Source organism: Empedobacter brevis (assembly GCF_965118635.1).
GTDB classification, from domain to species: domain Bacteria; phylum Bacteroidota; class Bacteroidia; order Flavobacteriales; family Weeksellaceae; genus Empedobacter; species Empedobacter brevis_A.
The window spans coordinates 26,600-46,565 of sequence record NZ_CBCPHV010000003.1; the positions used below are offsets into that span (position 1 = coordinate 26,600).

The 19,966-nt window shown below is 30.9% G+C and carries 18 protein-coding genes and 1 tRNA gene; 14 read left to right on the forward strand and 5 right to left on the reverse strand.

What is annotated here, in order from left to right; translation table 11 throughout:
* The first annotated feature begins 82 nt into the window (after positions 1-82).
* Positions 83-742 (forward strand): helix-turn-helix domain-containing protein, encoded by a 660-nt coding sequence (locus ACMHJW_RS04580; protein WP_413532247.1) that lies wholly within the window; start codon positions 83-85, stop codon positions 740-742.
* Between the two features lie 38 nt (positions 743-780).
* On the opposite strand, the gene ACMHJW_RS04585 is transcribed toward ACMHJW_RS04580, so the two are convergent.
* Positions 781-1,989 carry an acyltransferase family protein gene (locus ACMHJW_RS04585; RefSeq protein ID WP_413532248.1) on the reverse strand — a complete coding sequence of 403 codons (1,209 nt, stop codon included), beginning with the start codon at positions 1,987-1,989 and terminating at the stop codon, positions 781-783.
* Positions 1,990-2,096: 107 nt separating this feature from the next.
* On the opposite strand from ACMHJW_RS04585, the gene aspA reads away from it, so the two are divergent.
* Positions 2,097-3,494: an aspartate ammonia-lyase gene (gene aspA, locus ACMHJW_RS04590; RefSeq protein ID WP_413532578.1), complete on the forward strand. Its 1,398-nt coding sequence runs from the start codon at positions 2,097-2,099 to the stop codon at positions 3,492-3,494.
* A 77-nt stretch (positions 3,495-3,571) separates the two neighbouring features.
* Here aspA and ACMHJW_RS04595 read toward each other — a convergent pair whose 3' ends face one another.
* Positions 3,572-4,714, reverse strand: a complete 1,143-nt coding sequence (locus ACMHJW_RS04595; RefSeq protein WP_413532249.1) for a DEAD/DEAH box helicase — start codon at positions 4,712-4,714, stop codon at positions 3,572-3,574.
* A 244-nt stretch (positions 4,715-4,958) separates the two neighbouring features.
* Here ACMHJW_RS04595 and ACMHJW_RS04600 point away from each other — a divergent pair, with 244 nt between their 5' ends.
* Positions 4,959-6,131, forward strand: a complete 1,173-nt coding sequence (locus tag ACMHJW_RS04600) for a trans-sulfuration enzyme family protein (RefSeq protein ID WP_413532250.1) — start codon at positions 4,959-4,961, stop codon at positions 6,129-6,131.
* A 37-nt stretch (positions 6,132-6,168) separates the two neighbouring features.
* On the opposite strand, the gene ACMHJW_RS04605 is transcribed toward ACMHJW_RS04600, so the two are convergent.
* A complete protein-coding gene (locus ACMHJW_RS04605; RefSeq protein ID WP_413532251.1) occupies positions 6,169-7,185 on the reverse strand; it encodes a threonine aldolase family protein in 1,017 nt (338 codons plus the stop codon).
* Between the two features lie 94 nt (positions 7,186-7,279).
* On the opposite strand from ACMHJW_RS04605, the gene ACMHJW_RS04610 reads away from it, so the two are divergent.
* From ACMHJW_RS04610 to ACMHJW_RS04625, 4 genes are all read left to right on the forward strand, one after another.
* On the forward strand, positions 7,280-7,951 hold the full coding sequence (locus tag ACMHJW_RS04610) for a response regulator transcription factor (protein ID WP_413532252.1): 672 nt from the start codon (positions 7,280-7,282) through the stop codon (positions 7,949-7,951).
* A gap of 1 nt (position 7,952) precedes the next feature.
* Positions 7,953-9,227: a sensor histidine kinase gene (locus ACMHJW_RS04615; RefSeq protein WP_413532253.1), complete on the forward strand. Its 1,275-nt coding sequence runs from the start codon at positions 7,953-7,955 to the stop codon at positions 9,225-9,227.
* A 70-nt stretch (positions 9,228-9,297) separates the two neighbouring features.
* Positions 9,298-9,726 (forward strand): PepSY-like domain-containing protein, encoded by a 429-nt coding sequence (locus tag ACMHJW_RS04620; RefSeq protein ID WP_413532254.1) that lies wholly within the window; start codon positions 9,298-9,300, stop codon positions 9,724-9,726.
* 6 nt (positions 9,727-9,732) lie between these two features.
* Entirely contained in the window at positions 9,733-10,200 is a 468-nt protein-coding gene (locus ACMHJW_RS04625) for a PepSY-like domain-containing protein (protein ID WP_413532255.1), read from the forward strand.
* Positions 10,201-10,264: 64 nt separating this feature from the next.
* Here the strand turns inward: ACMHJW_RS04625 and ACMHJW_RS04630 are convergent, their stop codons facing one another.
* Complete coding sequence (locus tag ACMHJW_RS04630; protein ID WP_413532256.1) at positions 10,265-10,912, reverse strand: protein-L-isoaspartate(D-aspartate) O-methyltransferase; 648 nt, start codon at positions 10,910-10,912, stop codon at positions 10,265-10,267.
* A gap of 71 nt (positions 10,913-10,983) precedes the next feature.
* On the opposite strand from ACMHJW_RS04630, the gene ACMHJW_RS04635 reads away from it, so the two are divergent.
* Both ACMHJW_RS04635 and ACMHJW_RS04640 read left to right on the forward strand, forming a co-directional pair.
* Positions 10,984-11,988 (forward strand): Gfo/Idh/MocA family protein, encoded by a 1,005-nt coding sequence (locus tag ACMHJW_RS04635; RefSeq protein ID WP_413532257.1) that lies wholly within the window; start codon positions 10,984-10,986, stop codon positions 11,986-11,988.
* A gap of 52 nt (positions 11,989-12,040) precedes the next feature.
* Positions 12,041-12,931 carry a 3-hydroxybutyryl-CoA dehydrogenase gene (locus ACMHJW_RS04640; protein WP_413532258.1) on the forward strand — a complete coding sequence of 297 codons (891 nt, stop codon included), beginning with the start codon at positions 12,041-12,043 and terminating at the stop codon, positions 12,929-12,931.
* Positions 12,932-13,011: 80 nt separating this feature from the next.
* Here the strand turns inward: ACMHJW_RS04640 and tpx are convergent, their stop codons facing one another.
* Complete coding sequence (gene tpx / locus ACMHJW_RS04645) at positions 13,012-13,512, reverse strand: thiol peroxidase (protein WP_413532259.1); 501 nt, start codon at positions 13,510-13,512, stop codon at positions 13,012-13,014.
* 112 nt (positions 13,513-13,624) lie between these two features.
* On the opposite strand from tpx, the gene ACMHJW_RS04650 reads away from it, so the two are divergent.
* The 5 genes from ACMHJW_RS04650 to polA all read left to right on the forward strand — a co-directional run bounded on the left by ACMHJW_RS04650 (position 13,625) and on the right by polA (position 19,792).
* Positions 13,625-14,806 (forward strand): pyridoxal phosphate-dependent aminotransferase, encoded by a 1,182-nt coding sequence (locus ACMHJW_RS04650; RefSeq protein ID WP_413532260.1) that lies wholly within the window; start codon positions 13,625-13,627, stop codon positions 14,804-14,806.
* 204 nt (positions 14,807-15,010) lie between these two features.
* Positions 15,011-15,084 (forward strand) — tRNA-Met (locus tag ACMHJW_RS04655).
* A gap of 145 nt (positions 15,085-15,229) precedes the next feature.
* Positions 15,230-16,282 carry an NAD(P)/FAD-dependent oxidoreductase gene (locus ACMHJW_RS04660; protein ID WP_413532261.1) on the forward strand — a complete coding sequence of 351 codons (1,053 nt, stop codon included), beginning with the start codon at positions 15,230-15,232 and terminating at the stop codon, positions 16,280-16,282.
* A gap of 264 nt (positions 16,283-16,546) precedes the next feature.
* The gene (locus ACMHJW_RS04665; protein WP_413532262.1) at positions 16,547-16,879 is read left to right on the forward strand and encodes a ferredoxin; all 333 of its coding nucleotides are present in this window, start codon (positions 16,547-16,549) and stop codon (positions 16,877-16,879) included.
* Between the two features lie 75 nt (positions 16,880-16,954).
* Positions 16,955-19,792: a DNA polymerase I gene (gene polA / locus ACMHJW_RS04670; RefSeq protein ID WP_413532263.1), complete on the forward strand. Its 2,838-nt coding sequence runs from the start codon at positions 16,955-16,957 to the stop codon at positions 19,790-19,792.
* Positions 19,793-19,966: the final 174 nt, after the last annotated feature.

Sequence of the window (19,966 nt, forward strand, 5' to 3'; positions counted from 1 at the left end):
TAGTGTTTTTTGTAATTTGTTTCCATAAAATTAAACAATTTGCTAAAATAATTAGCAGATAAAAATGTTAAAATTTTAAACAATGACGAAAATAGGTGAAAATATAAAGAAATTAAGACAAGTTAAAAATTTAACTCAACAGGCTTTTGCTGATTTGTTTAAAGTTAGTAGAGGGAATATTTCATCTTACGAAGAAAAACGTGCAGAACCAAAAATTGAAACAATTTCTCAAATTGCTAAATATTTTAGCATTCCGATTAATCATTTAATTGAAAAAAACTTAACAGTAAACGAAATATTGCACTTTGATAATTATTTTGAAGAAGCTGATACGTTGCGAAATGTTAAAAATTTGAGCGCGATTCCTTTTTTGTCAAGAGAAGTTATTCAAACTAAAAAAGAATTATTTTCGAATTTAGAGAATTATCCATCAATCTATTTTCCAATTTACAATTCGCACCATTTTATTGCTTTAGAATATTCTTCAACTATTCCTTCTCCTATAGATTTTTCTGAAGAAGATTCGAATATTTTATTTTTTGAGCATTTGGAAGTGGAACATTTACATTTGGTAAAAGATAAGTTTGGTTTGTATTTGAATGATGATGAAATTTTTGTCGGAAAGTTTATTCAAAACGATAATCAGTTGATATTGGAATTAAATCAATGGAAACAAATTATTTTTGATGTAGAAAATATTCAACATTTTTATCAGTTTTATGCTGTTTATAAAAAGGTTTAAAAAAAGCAGAAGTAAAACTTCTGCTTTTTTTGTTTAATTTACACTTTTATATAAATCTTTTTCTTGTCCAATAAATAAGCTAACCACCAAAAGAAAGCTAAGAAAATTAACGAATAAACAAATGAGCCGATTTCTGGAATTCCAGGAATTTTAGCGCAAATATTTTCGTAAAAACAACCAAGAGGAGAAACGAATTTTATTTCGCCTTGATCATTCAAACCGGCTTCAATTCGAATTAAACCTAATAATCGTGGTAATAATCCGCTTAAAACAAAAATGAATAATGGATTTTTTCCAAAAACGTCAAAGAATTTCATTAGCTTATTTTTGATTCCTAAAATTTCGATGAACCAAATCATAGTTCCAATTGTTAGAATCGCTAAACCGGTTGTGTTGAAAACATAAGAACTGCTCCAAATCTTTTTATTGTACGGGAAATCCCATTGCCAAATGTAGCCAATTGTCAAGGCAATTGTTCCTAAAACAAATAAACCTGCCAACATTTTATATTGCGGATTGTCAGTTTTTGGTAAAGTTTTTCCTAACCAATTTATATTTCCTTGTTTTTGGATATAATCACCAACTAAATATCCAAATAAAACTTGTGGAATTGTAGAAATTGTACTGAAAATTCCTTCTGGATCAAATGGAATTCCTTCTCCTTTATATATATGAGCTAAACCAAGTAATTGATTATCGATTTTAGTTCCAATAAATCCTTCTAATGAATAAGGATCAGAATTTCCTAATCCGAAGGTTAAAACCCAATAAAGTAGAAGAATCGCGCAGCTTATAAATAGAACTTGTTTTTGTTTAAAATAAAAAGCAATTACTGAAGCAAAAAAGTAAGCAATTGCAATTCGTTGTAAAACTCCCATTATTCGAATTCCGTTTTCTTTTGAATCTTTCCAAACTTTGAAAATAAGTTCGTTATTTTCCCATTTGAAAAATGGCCACCAATTGATGAATAATCCAATTCCGAAAATTAGGATTGTCCGTTTTATTACTTTTTGCCAAAAAATACGTTGAGGTTGTTGTTGTAATTTTGGAATTACAAAAGCCATTGCGTTTCCTACAGCGAACAAAAAGAAAGGAAAAACTAAATCTGTTGGCGTACATCCGTGCCAATTTGCATGTTCTAAAGGATCGAACATAGCGGACCAAGTTCCAGGATTATTTACCAAAATCATCAATGCAACAGTTGCACCACGAAAAACGTCTAATGAATAATAACGAGCTGCTTTCATCTCTTTTGTGTTGATGTTTTAAAGATATAGATTTTTTGAAATTTTTAGCAACTAGCTTTCTTAAAATATCCTATTATATTACTTACCTTTATTGTTGATAACAAACAATAAAAAAAATGAGAACTGAGTCAGATTTATTAGGAGAATTAAAAATTCCTGAAACGGCTTATTACGGAGTGCAAACACAAAGAGCGATTAATAATTTCAAAATTTCGACAAATCATTTGTCAGATTATCCTGAATTTATAAAAGCTTTAGGTGTTGTGAAATTAGGTGCTGCGGAAGCAAATTATGAATTAGGAATTCTATCGAAAGAATTATTTGATGCAATTTCCTTTGCTTCCAATGAATTGATGGATGGAAAATATGTGGATCAGTTTCCGATTGATATGATTCAAGGTGGAGCAGGAACTTCTACAAATATGAATGCGAACGAAGTTATTGCAAATATAGCTTTGGAGCATTTAGGAAAACAAAAAGGTGAATATCAATATTGTTCACCAAATGATCATGTAAATTTATCTCAATCTACAAATGATGCTTATCCTTCAGCTTTGAAATTAGCTTTGTTTGATATGAATAAACCTTTGGTTGAAGCATTAACAAATTTATATTTGGCTTTTGATAAAAAAGCAAAAGAGTTTGAGAATGTTATAAAAATGGGACGTACACAATTACAAGATGCAGTTCCAATGACGCTTGGACAAGAGTTTGAAGGTTTTGCAAATACATTGCACAAAGAAGTAGATAATTTGAATAAAATTGCTTCTGAATTGTTAGTAATTAATATGGGAGCAACTGCGATTGGAACGGGATTGAATGCTGTTCCGGGCTACGCACAATTATGTACATCAAAAATAGCTTCGATAATAAAGGAAAAAGTTGTTTTGGCTGATAATTTAGTAGAAGCAACATCGGATACAAGTTCTTTTGTAGATTATTCTTCTGCATTGAAACGTCTTTGTGTGAAATTATCAAAAATTTGTAATGATTTACGATTGTTAACATCTGGACCAAGAACAGGTTTATTTGAGATTAATTTGCCTCCGAAACAACCAGGATCTTCGATTATGCCAGGAAAAGTGAATCCAGTTATTCCAGAAGTTGTTAATCAGGTTTGTTTTAAAGTTATTGGAAATGATTTAACTATAACAATGGCTGCGGAAGCAGGACAATTGCAATTAAATGTAATGGAACCTGTAATTGGTTTTTCAATTATGGAATCAATTCAATATTTAACCAATGCGATGAATACATTGCGTGTAGAATGTGTGGATGGAATTACAGCAAATGCAGAATATTTGAAAAATGAAGTTCAAAATAGTATTGGAATTGTAACGGCGCTAAATCCGTATATTGGTTACAAAGCAAGTACAAAAATTGCAAAAGAAGCTCTAGAAACTGGAGGAAGTGTTTATCAATTAGTTTTAGATCATGGTTTATTGTCGAAAGAACGTTTAGATGAAATCCTTGATCCTAAAAATATGCTTGGACCACATATATAGAAATTGTAAGTAAAAAATTATGAGTAATAAGTTCAGAGAAAACTTAGAATTTATTACTCATAATTTAAAAACTTATATTAATATCCGTGTAAATTCACATCATCAGTTGGAAGTAGATCAACTTTTTTACCCATTTTTTTCTGAATGATTTTGAAATGATGCAAATCTTCTTCTGTTATCAAGCTTATTGCTTTTCCATTTGCATTAGCACGACCTGTACGTCCAATTCTGTGTACATAATCTAAAGGCGAACGAGGCAATTCGTAATTAATTACAGTTGGCAAACCTTCGATATGAATTCCGCGCCCAATCAAATCTGTTGCAACCAAAACTTTAATATCACCTAATTTAAAATCTTCTAAATTATCCATTCTAGCTCCTTGCGATTTCTTGCTGTGAATTGCCATTGCAGAAATTTTATTTTTCTTTAATTTTACAACCAAATTATCTGCAGTTCTTGTCGAAGAAACAAAAACCAAAACTTGTTCTAAATTTTCAGATTTGATTAAATAACGTAAAAAAGGACCTTTCGTTTCGGCATCAACTTTATATGCAACTTGTTCGATTTGATCTAAATCAATTTCTTGCTTTTTGATTTCAATAACAATTGGATCAATATTTAATGTTGATTTTATTTCATCAATTTTATCATTTAATGTGGCAGAAAAAAGAATTGATTGTTTCTTTTTCGGAACACTTTTCAAAATTCGATTCATTTCATCACCAAATCCTAATTGAAACATTTTGTCTGCTTCATCAATAACCAAATATTGCAATTGATCTAATGATAATGCATTATGATCCATCAAATCTAACAAACGTCCAGGAGTTGCAATCAAAATTTCCGTTCCGTATAAATTTTTCATTTGCGGATTAATAGAAGTTCCTCCATAAACAGCTTGCGTTTGTACTTCGCGACGCAAAGCAGCTTGAAGTCCAGCAAAAGTTTGTTCAATTTGAACTGCTAATTCACGAGTTGGAACTAAAATCAACGCTTTTACATGACGAGATTTTTCGTATGATTGATGCTGAATTTTTTGCAACAAAGGCGCAACAAAACACAAGGTTTTTCCCGAACCAGTTTTTGCAATTCCCATTACATCTTTTCCTTTTAGAATTGATGGAATTGTTTCGGTTTGAATTTCAAAAGGTTTTAAAAATCCAAGTTTTGTAATTGCTTTTGATAAATATGGTGATAATCCTAAATTTTCGAATGACATAAATTGATATAAGGTTACAAAGGTAGAGATTAAATCTGAATGATATTTTAGGAATAATTGTTCTGTACATCATTTTTAATCGTGAAGAAAATGAAAGGTTTAAAATCAATTCTGAAATATTTCTAAAAATCATTTTACATTCATTTTAAAATTTCAGAAAAAAGAATTAAAATAGAAATAATTTCGGTTTAAAACTTTATAAAAAGCTTTTAGCTTAATATAACTATAGTTAACTTTGATACTTATGAAAAAAGATCAGTCTAAAATAATTCGTGAACAAGCACCAAGATCTGCTATTCGCGAGCATTCAGTTCCATTGTATTTAACTTCAAGTTTTATTTTTGATAGCGCAGAACAAGGTCGAGCTATTTTTGCTGAAGAAGAGCAAGGAATGGTTTATTCGCGTTATGCAAATCCAAATACGACAGAGTTTATAAATCGTGTTTGTGCTTTGGAAAAAGCTGAAGCAGGTTTAGCTTTTGCATCAGGAATGGCTGCTGTTTTTGCATCATTTGCATCGTACATAAAAAGTGGCGATCATATTGTTTCTAGTCGAGCTATTTTTGGATCAACACATCAATTAATTACGCAATTATTTCCTCGTTGGGGCGTAACTTATACTTATGTTGAAACACCAAATATTGAAGATTGGGAAAAAGCAATTCAACCAAATACAAAAATTGTTTTTTTAGAATCGCCTTCAAATCCAGGATTAGAGTTATTCGATTTAGAAGCTTTAGCAAAATTGAAAGATAAATATCCGAATATTATTTTTGCAATAGACAATTGTTTTGCAACGCCATATTTACAACAACCTTTGCAATTTGGATTTGATTTGTCTATACATTCTGCAACAAAATATATGGATGGACAAGGTCGCGTTTTGGGCGGAATAGTTGTAGGAGATGAAAAATTAATCAACGAAATGTTGTTTTTTATTCGTCATACAGGACCAGCAATGTCTGCATTTAACGCTTGGACAATTTCTAAAAGTTTAGAAACGTTACCACTTCGCATGGATCGTCATTGCGAAAATGCATTAGCACTAGCGGAAGCTTTAGAGAATCATCCTGAAATTGTAGACGTAAAATATCCATTTTTACCATCGCATCCGCAATATGAGTTAGCGAAAAAACAAATGAAAGGCGGAGGTGGAATTGTTACGTTTGAAGTGAAAGGCGGAAAAGAACGTGCTTTTGAGTTTATTGATGCATTAGAAATGATTCTTTATACATCCAATTTAGGAGATTCGAGATCGATAGCAACACATCCTGCTACAACAACTCATGCAAAATTAACTGATGCAGAACGTCAAGATTTAGGAATTAAGCCAGGTTCTATACGCTTATCTGTAGGATTAGAAGATAAAGAAGATATTATCCAAGATATTTTACAAGCTTTAGAGAAAACAAAATAGAAATAAATAAAACCCACTTAAAAGTGGGTTTTATTTATTATATTGATTTGATAAAATGATCAACTTGTTCTTCTGGAGTTGTCCAAGAAGTAACAAGTCTTATTGCAGAATTTTGTTCATCAATTTTTTGCCAAATATAAAATTCGAAATGTTGTTGTAACTTTTCAATGATATTGTTTGGTAAAATAGGAAAAATTTGGTTCGAAGAAGGTTCTGTTAAAAAACGATAACCTTTTTCTGAAATTGCATTTGCTAATTTTTCGGACATTTGATTAGCATGTTTTCCCATTTCGAAAAATAAGTTATTTCGAAACATTTCTGAAAATTGTATTCCAATCAATCTTCCTTTTGCTAACATTCCGCCTTTTTGTTTAATATGATAACGAAAATCTTCGTCCAATTTTAAATTATTGATGACAATTGCTTCACCTAAAAGAGCTCCATTTTTAGTTCCGCCAATGTAAAAAATGTCTGTAAAATTTGCCATATCTTCTAACGTTAAATCACATTTAGAAGAAGTTAAAGCAGGTGCTAAACGAGCGCCATCTACAAAAAGATATAAATTATTTTCTTGGCAAAAATTATAAAGTTCTTGTAGTTCTTTTTTCGAATAAAGACTTCCGACTTCTGTAGAATTGGAAATATAAACCAATTTTGGTTTTACCATATGTTCGTCTGTATGCATATTGAGAACAATTGAAATTTGTTCTGGCGAAATTTTTCCATTCTCTGTTGCAATTGTATTTACTTTGTGTCCTGTAGCTTCTATCGCGCCTGTTTCATGAACCGCAATATGTCCACTTTCAGCTGCTATTACAGATTCATATGGTTTTAGAACAGAAGATATCACAATTAAATTGGCTTGTGTTCCACCAGAAACAAAATGAATGGCAGATTCTTTTTTCAGTTGTTTTTTGATAAGTTCGCGTGCTTCGTTACAAAACTCATCTTCTCCATAACCAATTGTTTGTTCTAAGTTTGTTTCGATTAATCGTTGTAAAATAGCAGGATGTGCGCCTTCGCTATAATCATTTTTAAAGCTATATTTTTTCAAAATAGAAATCTTAATTTTCGAGAATAAAAATAGGAGTTTTCCTAATTCTTTCCTATTTTACTATCTATTTTTACCAATTATTAAAACTGAAGTTATGAAGATTTTAGTCGTAGAAGATGAAATAAAATTGCAAGAAACAATTGTCGAATTTTTAGAAAATGAAAAGATGATTGTGGAATCTGCAGATAATTATCAACAAGCGTTAGATAAAATAATTTCGTTTGATTATGATTGTATTTTATTAGATATGATGTTGCCCGATGGCGATGGAATGTCTTTATTGAAGGAATTGAAAAAACTTCATAAAGAAACATCAGTTATTATTTTATCAGCAAAAGATTCAGTTGATGATAAAGTAGAAGGATTATTGGTTGGTGCAGATGATTATTTGGCAAAGCCATTTCATTTTGCTGAATTATTGGCAAGAATAAAAGTTGCATTGCGCAAAAATTTGCAAAAAGGAGAAGATGTTTTGAGTTATAAAAACATCAAAATTTTTCCCGAAGATAGAGTTGTAAAAGTAAATGATATTGAACTAAAATTGAATAGAAAAGAATACGATTTACTTTATTATTTTATGCTAAGACCAGAACGCGTTTTTCAGAAAACAACTTTGGCAGAAAGTGTTTGGGGAGATCATATCGAAATGGCAGATAATTTAGATTTTATTTATTCTCAAATAAAAAATTTAAGAAAAAAGTTGAAAGAAGCAAATTCGGAAGCTGATTTTCAAGCGATTTATGGAATTGGATATAAATTGATTTGATATGAAAGTTTCCCTAAAAAATTATACTTTTCGTTATCTTACTTTTTGGCTACTTATTGTTATTGCAATTTGGGCAGTTATTTTTCATTCCTTGATTTTGGACGAAGTTTATGATAATGTAGATGATGGATTGAAAAATCAAAAAATAGAAATTATTCGAGAAGCTTATCAAGATCCAAGTTTGTTGAAAGAAACGGAATTTGGTTTAAGTCAATTCAAAATCACAAAAATACATCCTTCTCAATACAACGAAAAAAATCGTTTTTCCAATGAAATGATTTACATGGAATATGACGATGATATGGAACCTTATAGAGTTTTGAGAACAGGTTTTTATGATAAACATAATATTCCATATGCGCTCGAGATAAGAACATCTACTGTAGAAGAAGATGAATTAATTTATGATTTGTCCATTTCTCTTATTGTGTTATATGTTTTCATTTTGATAAGTATTTTATTGATTAATCATTTCGGATTGAAAAAAGCCTTTAAACCTTTTCAACAAATTATTTCTCAATTAAGAAAATATGAAGTCGGAAATAATGAGAACTTAACAATTGTAGAAACAAATGTGAAAGAATTTTCTTTTTTGCAGAAAGAAATCGAACGAATGATTAATAGAAATGATGAGGTTTTTAATTCGCAAAAATTATTCATAGAAAATGCTTCGCATGAATTGCAAACTCCTTTGTCGATTGCGATAAATAAACTCGATTTATTAATTGAAAATTCAGATTTCAACGAAAAAGAATTGTTGAGTTTAGTAGAAACCAAACAAACACTTTGGCGAATGGTGAATCTAAATAAATCATTGTTAATGTTGTCAAGAATAGAAAATAATCAATACAAAAATAATGTTGAGGTTAATTTTACAAAGTTGACAAAAGATTTACTCGAAGATTATGAATCAATTTTAGAAATAGAAGAAATTAAATTAGAAACTAATTTTAAACAAGATTTCATCCTTAATTTTAATTCTGATTTAGCACAAGTTTTAATCTCAAATTTGATTCGAAATGCAATAAAACATAACAACGAAGAGAAAATGATAAAGATTGAAAGTGATTCTAATCAACTAATCATTTCGAATACAGGAAAAAAAGTACCTTTAGATGCTCATCTCATTTTTAATCGATTTTATAAACAGGGAATTAGCGAAGGAAGCAATGGTTTAGGACTTTCTATTGTAGAAACGATTATTAAAAATCAACATAATTTGAGCTTAAATTATAATTATCATGATCCTTTTCATCAATTTATTCTAAAAAAATAATTTATTCCTAAATCTTTCCTAATTCACTTCAGAACTTTGTCCTATAAATAAATTATAAAATCAAAACAATATGAAAAAGTTTTTTAGTGTAGTAATGTTAAGCTTTGCGTTAGTTTCTTTTGCACAAGATCAAGCAATAAAATACAATCAATTACCAAAATCAGGTCAACAATTCATCAACAAATATTTTGGAGCAAAACAAGTTGGTTCAGTAATGTTGGATGAAGAATTATTCTCGAAAGAATACAAAGTTTATTTGGCAAATGGAACGAAAGTAGAATTTGATGGCGATGGAGTTTGGAAAGAAGTTGATGGAAACAGAAATGTAATTCCAACAGGATTTGTACCAGCAAAAGTTTCGAATTATGTAAAAAGAAGTTTTCCTAATACAAAAATTATAAAAATAGAAAGAGATCATAACGAAATTGAAGTAAAATTGAACAACGGACTTGAAGTGAAGTTTGATAGAAATGGAAATTTCAAAAAAATTGATGATTAATTTGTTATGAAAAGAATAGTTTTAGGAATAAGCTTATTTTCTGTATTTGCATTTGCAACAATTTCTTGCAATAATGACGATGATGTTAATTCATCTCAATTAATAGAAGTAAATAATCTTCCTGCTGAAGGACAAAAATTTGTAGAAAAATATTTTTCTGGAATAGGAATTGAGAAAATAGAAAAACATAATCCTGCAAAGGTAAATGGAGCAATGTATGAAGTTGATTTTATCAACAGAGACGAAATAGATTTTGATGCGAATGGAACATGGTTGAAAGTAGAAGCGGAAGGAAATCGTCCTATTCCAACTGGTTTTATATTACCTTCGATTGTATCTTATGTCAAAACAAATTATCCAACTTTTGAGATTAATCAAATAGAAAAAAAGTACGAAGGATTTGAAGTAGAATTAACAAATGATCTTGATTTGATATTTAATTCAAAAGGAGAATTTGTTCGTATTCAATATTAAAATTCTTTAAAATAAATTAATAAAAACTCCAACTAAATTCAGTTGGAGTTTTTTTTATAAAATTTTATTTATCTCGACTTTCTAACATCGGCACAAATTTGAAATCACCAAATTCATAATATTCAAATTGATTTTCTGATAAGCGCATAATTACAATCATTCGTTGCGATTGTTCTCCAACAGGAATTACCATAATTCCACCAATATTTAATTGTTTTTTTAGTTCTTCTGGAATTTCTGGCGCGCCAGCCGTTACAATAATTTTATCAAAAGGAGCAAAAGAAGGTAAACCTTTGTAACCATCTCCATAAGTTTGATAACGCGGCTCGAAATTAATTTTTTTCAACATAATCTTCGAGAAATCAAACAAATCTTTTTGACGTTCAATCGTAAAAACTTCAGCTCCTAAAGCAACCAAAACAGCAGTTTGATAACCAGAACCAGTTCCTATTTCTAAGATTTTTTCTTTTGGTTGAATATCTAATAATTGCGTTTGAAAAGCAACTGTAAACGGATGCGAAATAGTTTGTCCAGCAGCAATAGGAAAGGCTTCGTCGCGATAAGCAAATTCTGTAAAAGCACTATCTAAAAATAAATGTCGAGGAACTAAATTAATAGCTTCCAACACGTTTTCATCTTCAATTCCTTTAGAACGCAACAAATCAACCAACATTTTGCGTCTCCCTTTATGTTTAAAATCGTCTACAGACATATTCCAAAATTTTTACAAAAATGCATTAAATACAACTTATTCTCATTAATTTTAACGGCAAAATCTACCAAATGTTAAAAGTAGGAGTAATCGGTGCTGGGCACCTTGGAAAAATCCATTTAAATTTATTAAATCAATCGGAAAGATACGAATTAATTGGCTTCTTTGATTCTTTTGAAGAAAATGGAAAAAAAGTTGAGGCTGAATTTGGGTATAAATATTTTAATTCGATGGACGAATTAATTGATGCTGTTGATGTTGTTGATATCGTGACACCAACATTATCACATTATGAAGTCGCATTGAAAGTGATCGAAAAAAATAAACATTTTTTCATCGAGAAACCAGTTACACATACTTTAGAGGAAGCAGATCATTTGTTGAAATTGACAAATGAAAAAGGACTGAAAGCACAAGTAGGACATGTAGAACGTTTCAATCCTGCATTTACAGCAGCAGCACCTTTTATAGAAGAACCATTGTTTATTGAAACGCATCGTTTGGCAGAATTTAATCCACGTGGAACAGATGTTCCTGTTGTGTTAGATTTGATGATTCATGATTTAGATGTTATTTTATCTATCGTAAAATCAGAAATCAAATCAATTCATTCTTCTGGAGTTTCAGTAATTAGTGATACGCCCGATATTGCAAATGCCCGAATAGAGTTCGAAAATGGTTGTGTGGTAAATGTTACGACAAGTAGAATGTCAATGAAAAATATGCGAAAAATGCGTGTTTTTCAACGAAATGCTTATGTTGCAATTGATTTCTTGACGAAGAAAACAGAAATTATTAAAATGCACAAAGCACCAGAAAATCCAAATGAATTTGCCATGATTTTGGAAAATGATAAAGGAGATCGCAGAGAAATTTGTTTTGAACATCCTGAAGTTTTACCAAATAATGCAATTTTAGATGAATTGGAAAGCTTTGCAGATTCTATCGAAAATGGAACACCAATCAAAGTTTCGTTACAAGATGGACGAAATGCATTAAAAGTTGCATTGGAAATTATTGCTTACTTCGAAAAAGAGCAACAAATTATTAAAAATCAAACAATCGAAAAAGAATAAGGTTAGAATTTCTATTTTTAAAAACAAATAATAAAAACAAACATACAAAAAGATGAAAAATATTACAGTTATTGGAGCTGGAACAATGGGGAATGGAATTGCTCATGTTTTTGCACAATCAGGATTTGCAGTGAATTTAGTTGACGTTTCTCAAGATAGTTTAGAGCGTGGATTGAAAACAATCGTTGGAAATTTGGAGCGAATGATTGCCAAAGAAAAAATTACGGAAGCTGATAAAACGGCAACTTTAAATAATATTACAACATTTACAGATACAGCAGAAGCAGTAAAAAATGCTGATTTAGTAGTAGAAGCAGCAACAGAAAATTTAGATTTGAAATTAAAAATCTTCAAACAAATTGATGAAGCAGCGCCTGCAAATGCTATTTTAGCATCAAATACATCTTCTATTTCGATTACAAAAATTGCATCTGTTACAAATCGCCCAAAACAAGTGATTGGAATGCATTTTATGAATCCAGTTCCGATGATGAAATTGGTCGAAATTATTCGTGGTTACGATACAACTGATGAAGTAACAAAAGCGATTATGGAAATGTCGGAAAAATTAGGAAAAACTCCTGTAGAAGTGAATGATTATCCTGGTTTTATCGCAAATCGTATTTTAATGCCAATGATAAATGAAGCTATTTATTCTTTATATGAAGGCGTTGCAGGTGTTAAAGAAATTGATGATGTTATGAAATTAGGAATGGCACATCCAATGGGACCATTACAATTAGCAGATTTTATTGGTTTAGACGTTTGTTTATCAATCTTAGAAGTATTGTACGACGGATTCAAAAATCCTAAATATGCACCTTGTCCATTGTTAGTAAATATGGTAACAGCAGGTAAAAAAGGAGTGAAATCTGGCGAAGGATTTTATGATTATTCAGAATCGAAGAAAGCAGAAAAATTAGCTGTTCAATTTGCGAAATAAATTATTTCAAACGAAATATAAAAATAAACAAAAAGCGTTACTTTTTCGAGTAACGCTTTTTGTTTTGAAAACTAATTTGATTACTTAATTGCTGCTAAAGCATCTGTATAATCTGGTTCTTGACCAATTTCAGGAACTTGTTCTGTGTAAGCAATTTCTCCATTTGGATTAATCACCACAACTGCACGAGAGAATAAACCGTTCAAAGGTCCATCAACCATTTTTACACCATATGCATTTGCAAATTCATCATTTTTGAAATCAGATAAAGTTACTACATTATCTAAACCTTCAGCTGCACAAAAACGAGATAATGCAAAAGGTAAATCTTTCGAAATACATAAAACAACTGTATTTGGAGCAGAAGAAACTTCTTGATTAAAAGTTCTAACTGATTGCGCACAAGTTCCAGTGTCAACACTTGGGAAAATATTTAAAACAACATTTTTTCCAGCGTAATCTGCTAATGTTTTTTGACTTAAGTCATCTGCTGTTAAAGCAAAACTTGGAGCTTTTTCACCAATAACTGGCAAATCTCCGCCTGTATGAATAGGATTTCCTTTGAATGTAATTTCAGCCATAATTTTTTATTTTTATGATAGATTTTTAATGATTAAAAGTAATAAATTTATACGGAGAATAAAGTATCTTCGCATCAATAAATTATTACATTACAAATAACTCACAAATATTATGCAACTTTCAAAGCGTTTACAAAATTTGAAACCATCTGCAACTATTGCAATGTCTGCAAAAGCAAGAGAATTAAAATCACAAGGAATTGATGTGATTAGTTTAAGTATTGGAGAACCAGATTTCAATACGCCAGATTTTATTAAGGAAGCAGCTAAAAAAGCTATTGACGAAAATTATTCAGGATATCCTCCAATTGCCGGATATGCAGATTTAAAAGAAACTATTTGTAAGAAGTTTAAACGTGATAATAATATAGAATATTCTCCAAATCAAATTGTTGTTTCTACAGGGGCGAAGCAATCAATTTATAATGTTTTACAAGCAATTGTAGACGAAGGGACAGAAGTTATTATTCCTACACCTTATTGGGTTTCTTATTCAGATATTGTAGAATTATCAGGAGGAACACCAGTTTTTGTAGAAGGAACATTAGAAGCAGATTTCAAAATTACTCCAACACAATTAGAAGCTGCAATTACAGATAAAACTCGTGCAATTATTTATTCATCTCCTTGTAATCCATCAGGATCGGTTTATACAAGAGAAGAATTGCAAGGTTTAGCAACTGTTTTAGCTAAATATCCAGATGTAATTATTATTTCGGACGAAATTTATGAGCATATAGTTTATGGAGAAAAAAATGTTTCGATTGCATCTTTTCCAGAAGTTTATAATCAAACTGTAACTGTAAATGGTTTAGCAAAAGCATTCGCTATGACAGGTTGGAGAATAGGTTTCATAGGAGCACCAGCTTGGTTAGCAAAAGCATGCGAAACATTGCAAGGGCAAGTTACTTCTGGGGCAAATTCTATTGCGCAACGTGCAGCGATTACAGCTTTAGAAGCAGATCCAAGTTCAGTACAATATATGGTAGATGCATTCGCAGAACGTCGCGAATTAATGTTAGGTTGGGCAAAAGATATTCCAACGTTCAAGGTTAATGAACCAAAAGGAGCTTTCTATTTGTTCCCAGATGTTACAGCAACTTTCGGAAATACATACAAAGGTGTTACAATTAACAATGCAGATGATTTAGCATTGTACTTATTAGAACATGCTCAAGTTGCAGTTGTTTCTGGTTCAGCTTTCGGATCTAAAAATTGTATTCGTATGTCATATGCAGCTTCAGTAGATGAGTTAAGAGAGGCAATGACACGTATCAAAAATGCTTTAGCGTAAGTTTAAAAGTAAATGAAATATTAAAATCCTCAAGTTTTGCTTGAGGATTTTTTAGTTGATGCAATTTTCTTTGAAAAAAGTAAAATTTTAATTTTAATGAATTTCAATCAATTAGCCTATTTAAGGGATTTTTTATAAAAAATATTTCAAAAAAGATTTGTTTTAATCGAAAATAACCTCTTATATTTGCACCACTAAAAACAAGGCGAGGTAGCTCAGATGGTTAGAGCGCAGGATTCATAACCCTGAGGTCGGCAGTTCGATTCTGCTCTTCGCTACAACTTCAAAAGACAAATTCATCATTGAGTTTGTCTTTTTTTTGTCAAAAATATTATTAGAGTTCTGATGATAATCATCGATTAATCTATTCAAATTCATTAAATTTGCAATCAATTTAGTAACATTCTAAATAAAATTTAAAAAATGATTCAAACAGATATAGTTATAATCGGAGCTGGACCTACTGGTCTTTTTGCTGTTTTCGAAGCAGGTTTATTAAAAATGAGATGTCATATTATTGACGCACTTCCTCAGCCAGGAGGACAATTGACAGAATTGTATCCTAAAAAACCAATTTTTGATATCCCTGGTTATCCTTCTGTTGGTGCGGGTGAATTAGTTGATAATTTAATGGAACAAATCAAACAATTTGAACCAGGTTTTACATTAAATGAGCAAGCAACGACAATTGATAAACAGGAAGACGGAACTTTTATCGTAACTACAAATAAAGGAACACAAGTTCACGGAAATTCAGTTGCGATTGCTGGTGGTCTTGGATCTTTTGAGCCTCGTAAACCAATTATCGAAAATATAGAAGCATATGAAGATAAAGGAGTTGAATATTTTGTGAAAAATCCTGAATTATTTCGTGATAAAAAAATTGTTATTGCTGGAGGAGGAGATTCTGCTTTAGATTGGTCGATTTTCTTAGCTGATGTAGCTTCAGAAGTTACTTTAGTTCATAGAAGAAATGAGTTCCGTGGAGCTTTAGATTCTGTTGATAAAGTAATTGATTTAAGAAAAGAGGGAAAAATTAATTTGATTACTCCTGCTGAAATTACTGGAATTAAAGGAGAAGGTAAAGTAGAAAGCTTGGTTATTGAAAAAGAAGGTGAAACTTTTGAACTAGAAACAGATTATTTTATTCCATTATTTGGTCTTTCTCCAAAATTAGGACCTATTGCTAATTGGGGATTAGAGATTGAAAAAAATGCAATTAAAGTAAACAATGCATTAGATTATCAAACGAATATCGAAGGAATTTATGCTATTGGTGATGTGAATACTTATCCAGGAAAATTAAAATTGATTTTATGTGGTTTTCATGAAGCTACTTTGATGTGTCAATCTGTTTACAATAGAATGAATCCTGGGAAAAAATTCGTGTTGAAATATACGACAGTTTCTGGTGTTGATGGTTTTGATGGAACAAGAAAAGAAGCCGAAAAAGCCGTTGTCAAAGCTATTGACTAATTTTAATCCAATAAATAGAAATATTTTTTAAAACCTTTTGCGTTTTACGTAAAAGGTTTTTTTATTGACATTCACACGATTCTCTACTCCGTCTTTTAGGTTCATTATCCCAAAAAGGATATAATTTCTAAGAAAATAAATCTCTATTCAGTATCCTCTTCATCACAACTCTTATTTAAAATTAGTATTAAATATCAACCAATGAGGTATATTCTTTTTTGAAAGATAAACAATACGTATTTTTGTGTATCTTGAAAAAGAGTTATGGCAGATATTAAAATTACAATTATAGACAGAGAAGGAGTTTCGCACGAAGTTGATGCACCTACTGATATGAATATGAATATTATGGAACTTGTTCGTGCTTACGAATTGGCACCAGAAGGAACCATAGGTGTTTGTGGAGGAATGGCAATGTGCGCTTCGTGTCAATGTTATGTGCTAACGCCAGAAATTCCTTTGCCAGAAATGAATCCTGACGAAGATGCAATGCTTGCAGAAGCTTTTAATGTGAAAGATAATTCACGTTTAGGTTGCCAGTTACATATTTCGGATGATATGGATGGATTAGTTTTAGAATTAGCACCAGAATATTAAGATAAACGTATTGCGGTTAGCGATCTGCGAGAATTTTCGCTTAACGCTCATCGCTTTTCGCATAACGAAAATTATATGAATCAATTAGATAAAAGACTTTTCCTGTTAGATGCTTATGCCTTGATTTTTAGAGGATATTATGCATTTATCAAAAATCCACGAATCAATTCAAAAGGATTTAATACTTCGGCAATTATGGGATTCACGAATTCCTTGTTCGATGTTATTCGTCGTGAGCAACCAACACATTTAGCCGTTGTTTTCGATGTTGGTCAAGCTACAGTTCGTACCGTAGATTTCCCAGAATATAAAGCAAATCGCGATGAAACTCCAGAAGCTATTCGTTTGGGTGTTCCACTTATTCAAGATATTTTACGAGCTTTAAAAATTCCAGTTCTTTTTGCAGAAGGTTACGAGGCAGATGATGTAATCGGAACTTTAGCTCAAAAAGCAGAAAAACAAGGTTATACAACTTACATGGTAACGCCAGATAAGGATTTTGCACAATTGGTAACAGAAAATATCAAGATGTATCGTCCTGCTGCGAATGGAAAAGGTGTTGAGATTTGGGGAATTGAAGAAGTCAAAGAAAAATTTGAAATTGACGATCCTATCCAAGTAATCGATTATCTTGGAATGATGGGCGATGCAGTAGATAATATTCCAGGATTGCCAGGAGTTGGAGCAAAAACTGCAAGTAAATATTTGAAAGAATTTGGTTCGATGGAAGGACTTTTAGCAAATACAGATAAGCTAAAAGGAAAAGCCAAAGAAAAGATTGAAGAAAATAAAGAACTTGGAATTCTTTCGAAGAAGTTAGCAACAATTATAACAGATGCACCTGTTGAATTCGATGAAGAAGATTTAACGGTTTGTCCGCCAGATATAGAAAAAGTAACTGAACTTTTTACGGAATTAGAATTTCGTCGAATGTTAGAAACAGTTTACAGAATCTATGGATTGGATGCTTCTGGAATAATAAAAGAAGCACAAGAAGAAATTTCTGCTGCAAGTCAGATTTCGTCGAATCAAGCACAAACAGCACAACAATCTTTATTCGATTTTACTTCGGATGAAGAAATCATTCCTCAAAATTCAGCATTTACAGATATTCATTCAACCAATCATTTATATCAATTAATCGATACAAAAAAAGGAAGAGAAATCTTATTGAAAAATATTCTAAAGCAAAGAGAAGTTACATTCGATACAGAAACAACATCTTTAGATGCGTTGAATGCAGAATTAGTTGGTATTTCATTTTCTTGGGAAAAAGGAAAAGGATATTATGTTCCTTTTACTGCTGATTTTGATGAAACGAAAGCAATCATAAATGAATTTAAACCATTTTTCGAAGATGAATCAATTTCTAAAATTGGTCAAAATTTAAAATATGATATCAAAGTTTTAAACAAATATGATATTCTTGTAAAAGGTCACAATTTTGATACAATGATTGCGCATTATTTGATAAATCCAGATATGCGTCATAATATGGATGTTTTATCAGAAACATATTTGAGTTATCAACCTGTTTCAATCGAAAGTTTAATTGGAAAAAAAGGAAAAAATCAAAAGAATTTTCGTGATGTTCCATTAATGGAGCAAACCGAATATGGCGTAGAAGATTCAGATATTACCTATCAATTAAAAAATCTTTTCGAACCAGAATTAATTAAAGCGAATACACACAAATTATTCACAAATCTGGAAATGCCTTTGATGCAAGTTTTGGCTGATATGGAATTGGAAGGTGTTCGCTTAGATGTTCCATTTTTGAAAGAACTTTCTATAAAACACGAAGGTAAATTAAGAGAGTTAGAAGCAAAAATACAAGAAGATGCTGGAGAAGAATTCAATCTTAATTCTCCAAAACAATTAGGTGAAATCTTATTTGATAAATTACAATTAGATCCAAAAGCAAAAAAGACAAAAACTGGTCAATATGCAACAGGAGAAGAAATTTTATCGAAATTAAAAGATAAGCATCCAATTATTAATGATATTTTAGAATATCGTCAATTACAAAAACTAAAATCAACATATATTGATGCATTGCCAGAATTGGTAAATCCAAAAACTGGACGTGTTCACACAACATATGCACAAACAGTTGCTGCAACAGGACGTTTATCTTCTGTAAATCCGAATTTACAAAACATTCCAATTCGTTCAGAAGAAGGTCAACAAATTCGTAAAGCATTTGTAGCACGAGATGAAAATCATGTGATTATTTCGGCCGATTATTCACAAATTGAATTGCGTTTAATTGCTCAAATGTCACAAGATCCGATTATGGTCGAAGCATTTAAGCATGGCGAAGATATTCATGCTTCTACTGCGGCAAAAGTATTTAATGTAGTATTGGAAGATGTAACGCGCGAACAACGTAGCCAAGCGAAAACGGTGAATTTCGGAATTATTTATGGAGTTTCGGCTTTTGGTTTAGCAGACCAAGCAAATATTTCGCGTAAAGAAGCCAAAGCATTGATTGATGCTTATTACGAAACATATCCAACCTTGAAAACATATATTGAAAAACAAGTTGAGATTGCTCGTGAACAAGGTTTTGTTGAAACTTTAATGGGACGTCGCCGTTATTTGAAAGATATTAATTCGAGAAACGCAGTTGTACGTTCTCACGCCGAACGTAATGCAGTAAATGCGCCAATACAAGGAACTGCTGCAGATATTGTGAAAATGGCAATGATTCAGATTCAGAAAGAATTGGAGAAAAATTACAAAACCAAAATGATTTTGCAAGTACATGATGAGTTAATTTTTGATGCGCCTAAAGATGAGGTAGAAAAAGTATCAGAATTAATAAAATCGACAATGGAAGCAGCGATGGAAATGGAAGTTCCATTAATTGCCGAAGTTGGAGTAGGAGCGAATTGGTTAGAAGCTCACTAGAAAATTAATATTTATAAAATATAAAAGCGTTACTTTTTTGAGTAACGCTTTTTTTTGTTAAAATATTTGTAAAAAAGATTGATTAATAGGTTTTTAATAAGATTAAAAATATATCTTTAATTCAATATTGATTTTTAAATTATGAAAAGAATTTTACTTATTTTTATTACTGTT

Excerpts from the sequence above, each read along its gene's own strand:
- ACMHJW_RS04580 (WP_413532247.1), top strand. The coding sequence starts at position 83 with ATGACGAAAATAGGTGAAAATATAAAGAAATTAAGACAAGTTAAAAAT.
- ACMHJW_RS04585 (WP_413532248.1), bottom strand. The coding sequence starts at position 1,989 with ATGAAAGCAGCTCGTTATTATTCATTAGACGTTTTTCGTGGTGCAACT.
- ACMHJW_RS04595 (WP_413532249.1), bottom strand. The coding sequence starts at position 4,714 with ATGTCATTCGAAAATTTAGGATTATCACCATATTTATCAAAAGCAATT.
- ACMHJW_RS04600 (WP_413532250.1), top strand. The coding sequence starts at position 4,959 with ATGAAAAAAGATCAGTCTAAAATAATTCGTGAACAAGCACCAAGATCT.
- ACMHJW_RS04610 (WP_413532252.1), top strand. The coding sequence starts at position 7,280 with ATGAAGATTTTAGTCGTAGAAGATGAAATAAAATTGCAAGAAACAATT.
- ACMHJW_RS04615 (WP_413532253.1), top strand. The coding sequence starts at position 7,953 with ATGAAAGTTTCCCTAAAAAATTATACTTTTCGTTATCTTACTTTTTGG.
- ACMHJW_RS04620 (WP_413532254.1), top strand. The coding sequence starts at position 9,298 with ATGAAAAAGTTTTTTAGTGTAGTAATGTTAAGCTTTGCGTTAGTTTCT.
- ACMHJW_RS04625 (WP_413532255.1), top strand. The coding sequence starts at position 9,733 with ATGAAAAGAATAGTTTTAGGAATAAGCTTATTTTCTGTATTTGCATTT.
- ACMHJW_RS04630 (WP_413532256.1), bottom strand. The coding sequence starts at position 10,912 with ATGTCTGTAGACGATTTTAAACATAAAGGGAGACGCAAAATGTTGGTT.
- ACMHJW_RS04635 (WP_413532257.1), top strand. The coding sequence starts at position 10,984 with ATGTTAAAAGTAGGAGTAATCGGTGCTGGGCACCTTGGAAAAATCCAT.
- ACMHJW_RS04640 (WP_413532258.1), top strand. The coding sequence starts at position 12,041 with ATGAAAAATATTACAGTTATTGGAGCTGGAACAATGGGGAATGGAATT.
- tpx (WP_413532259.1), bottom strand. The coding sequence starts at position 13,512 with ATGGCTGAAATTACATTCAAAGGAAATCCTATTCATACAGGCGGAGAT.
- ACMHJW_RS04650 (WP_413532260.1), top strand. The coding sequence starts at position 13,625 with ATGCAACTTTCAAAGCGTTTACAAAATTTGAAACCATCTGCAACTATT.
- ACMHJW_RS04660 (WP_413532261.1), top strand. The coding sequence starts at position 15,230 with ATGATTCAAACAGATATAGTTATAATCGGAGCTGGACCTACTGGTCTT.
- ACMHJW_RS04665 (WP_413532262.1), top strand. The coding sequence starts at position 16,547 with ATGGCAGATATTAAAATTACAATTATAGACAGAGAAGGAGTTTCGCAC.
- polA (WP_413532263.1), top strand. The coding sequence starts at position 16,955 with ATGAATCAATTAGATAAAAGACTTTTCCTGTTAGATGCTTATGCCTTG.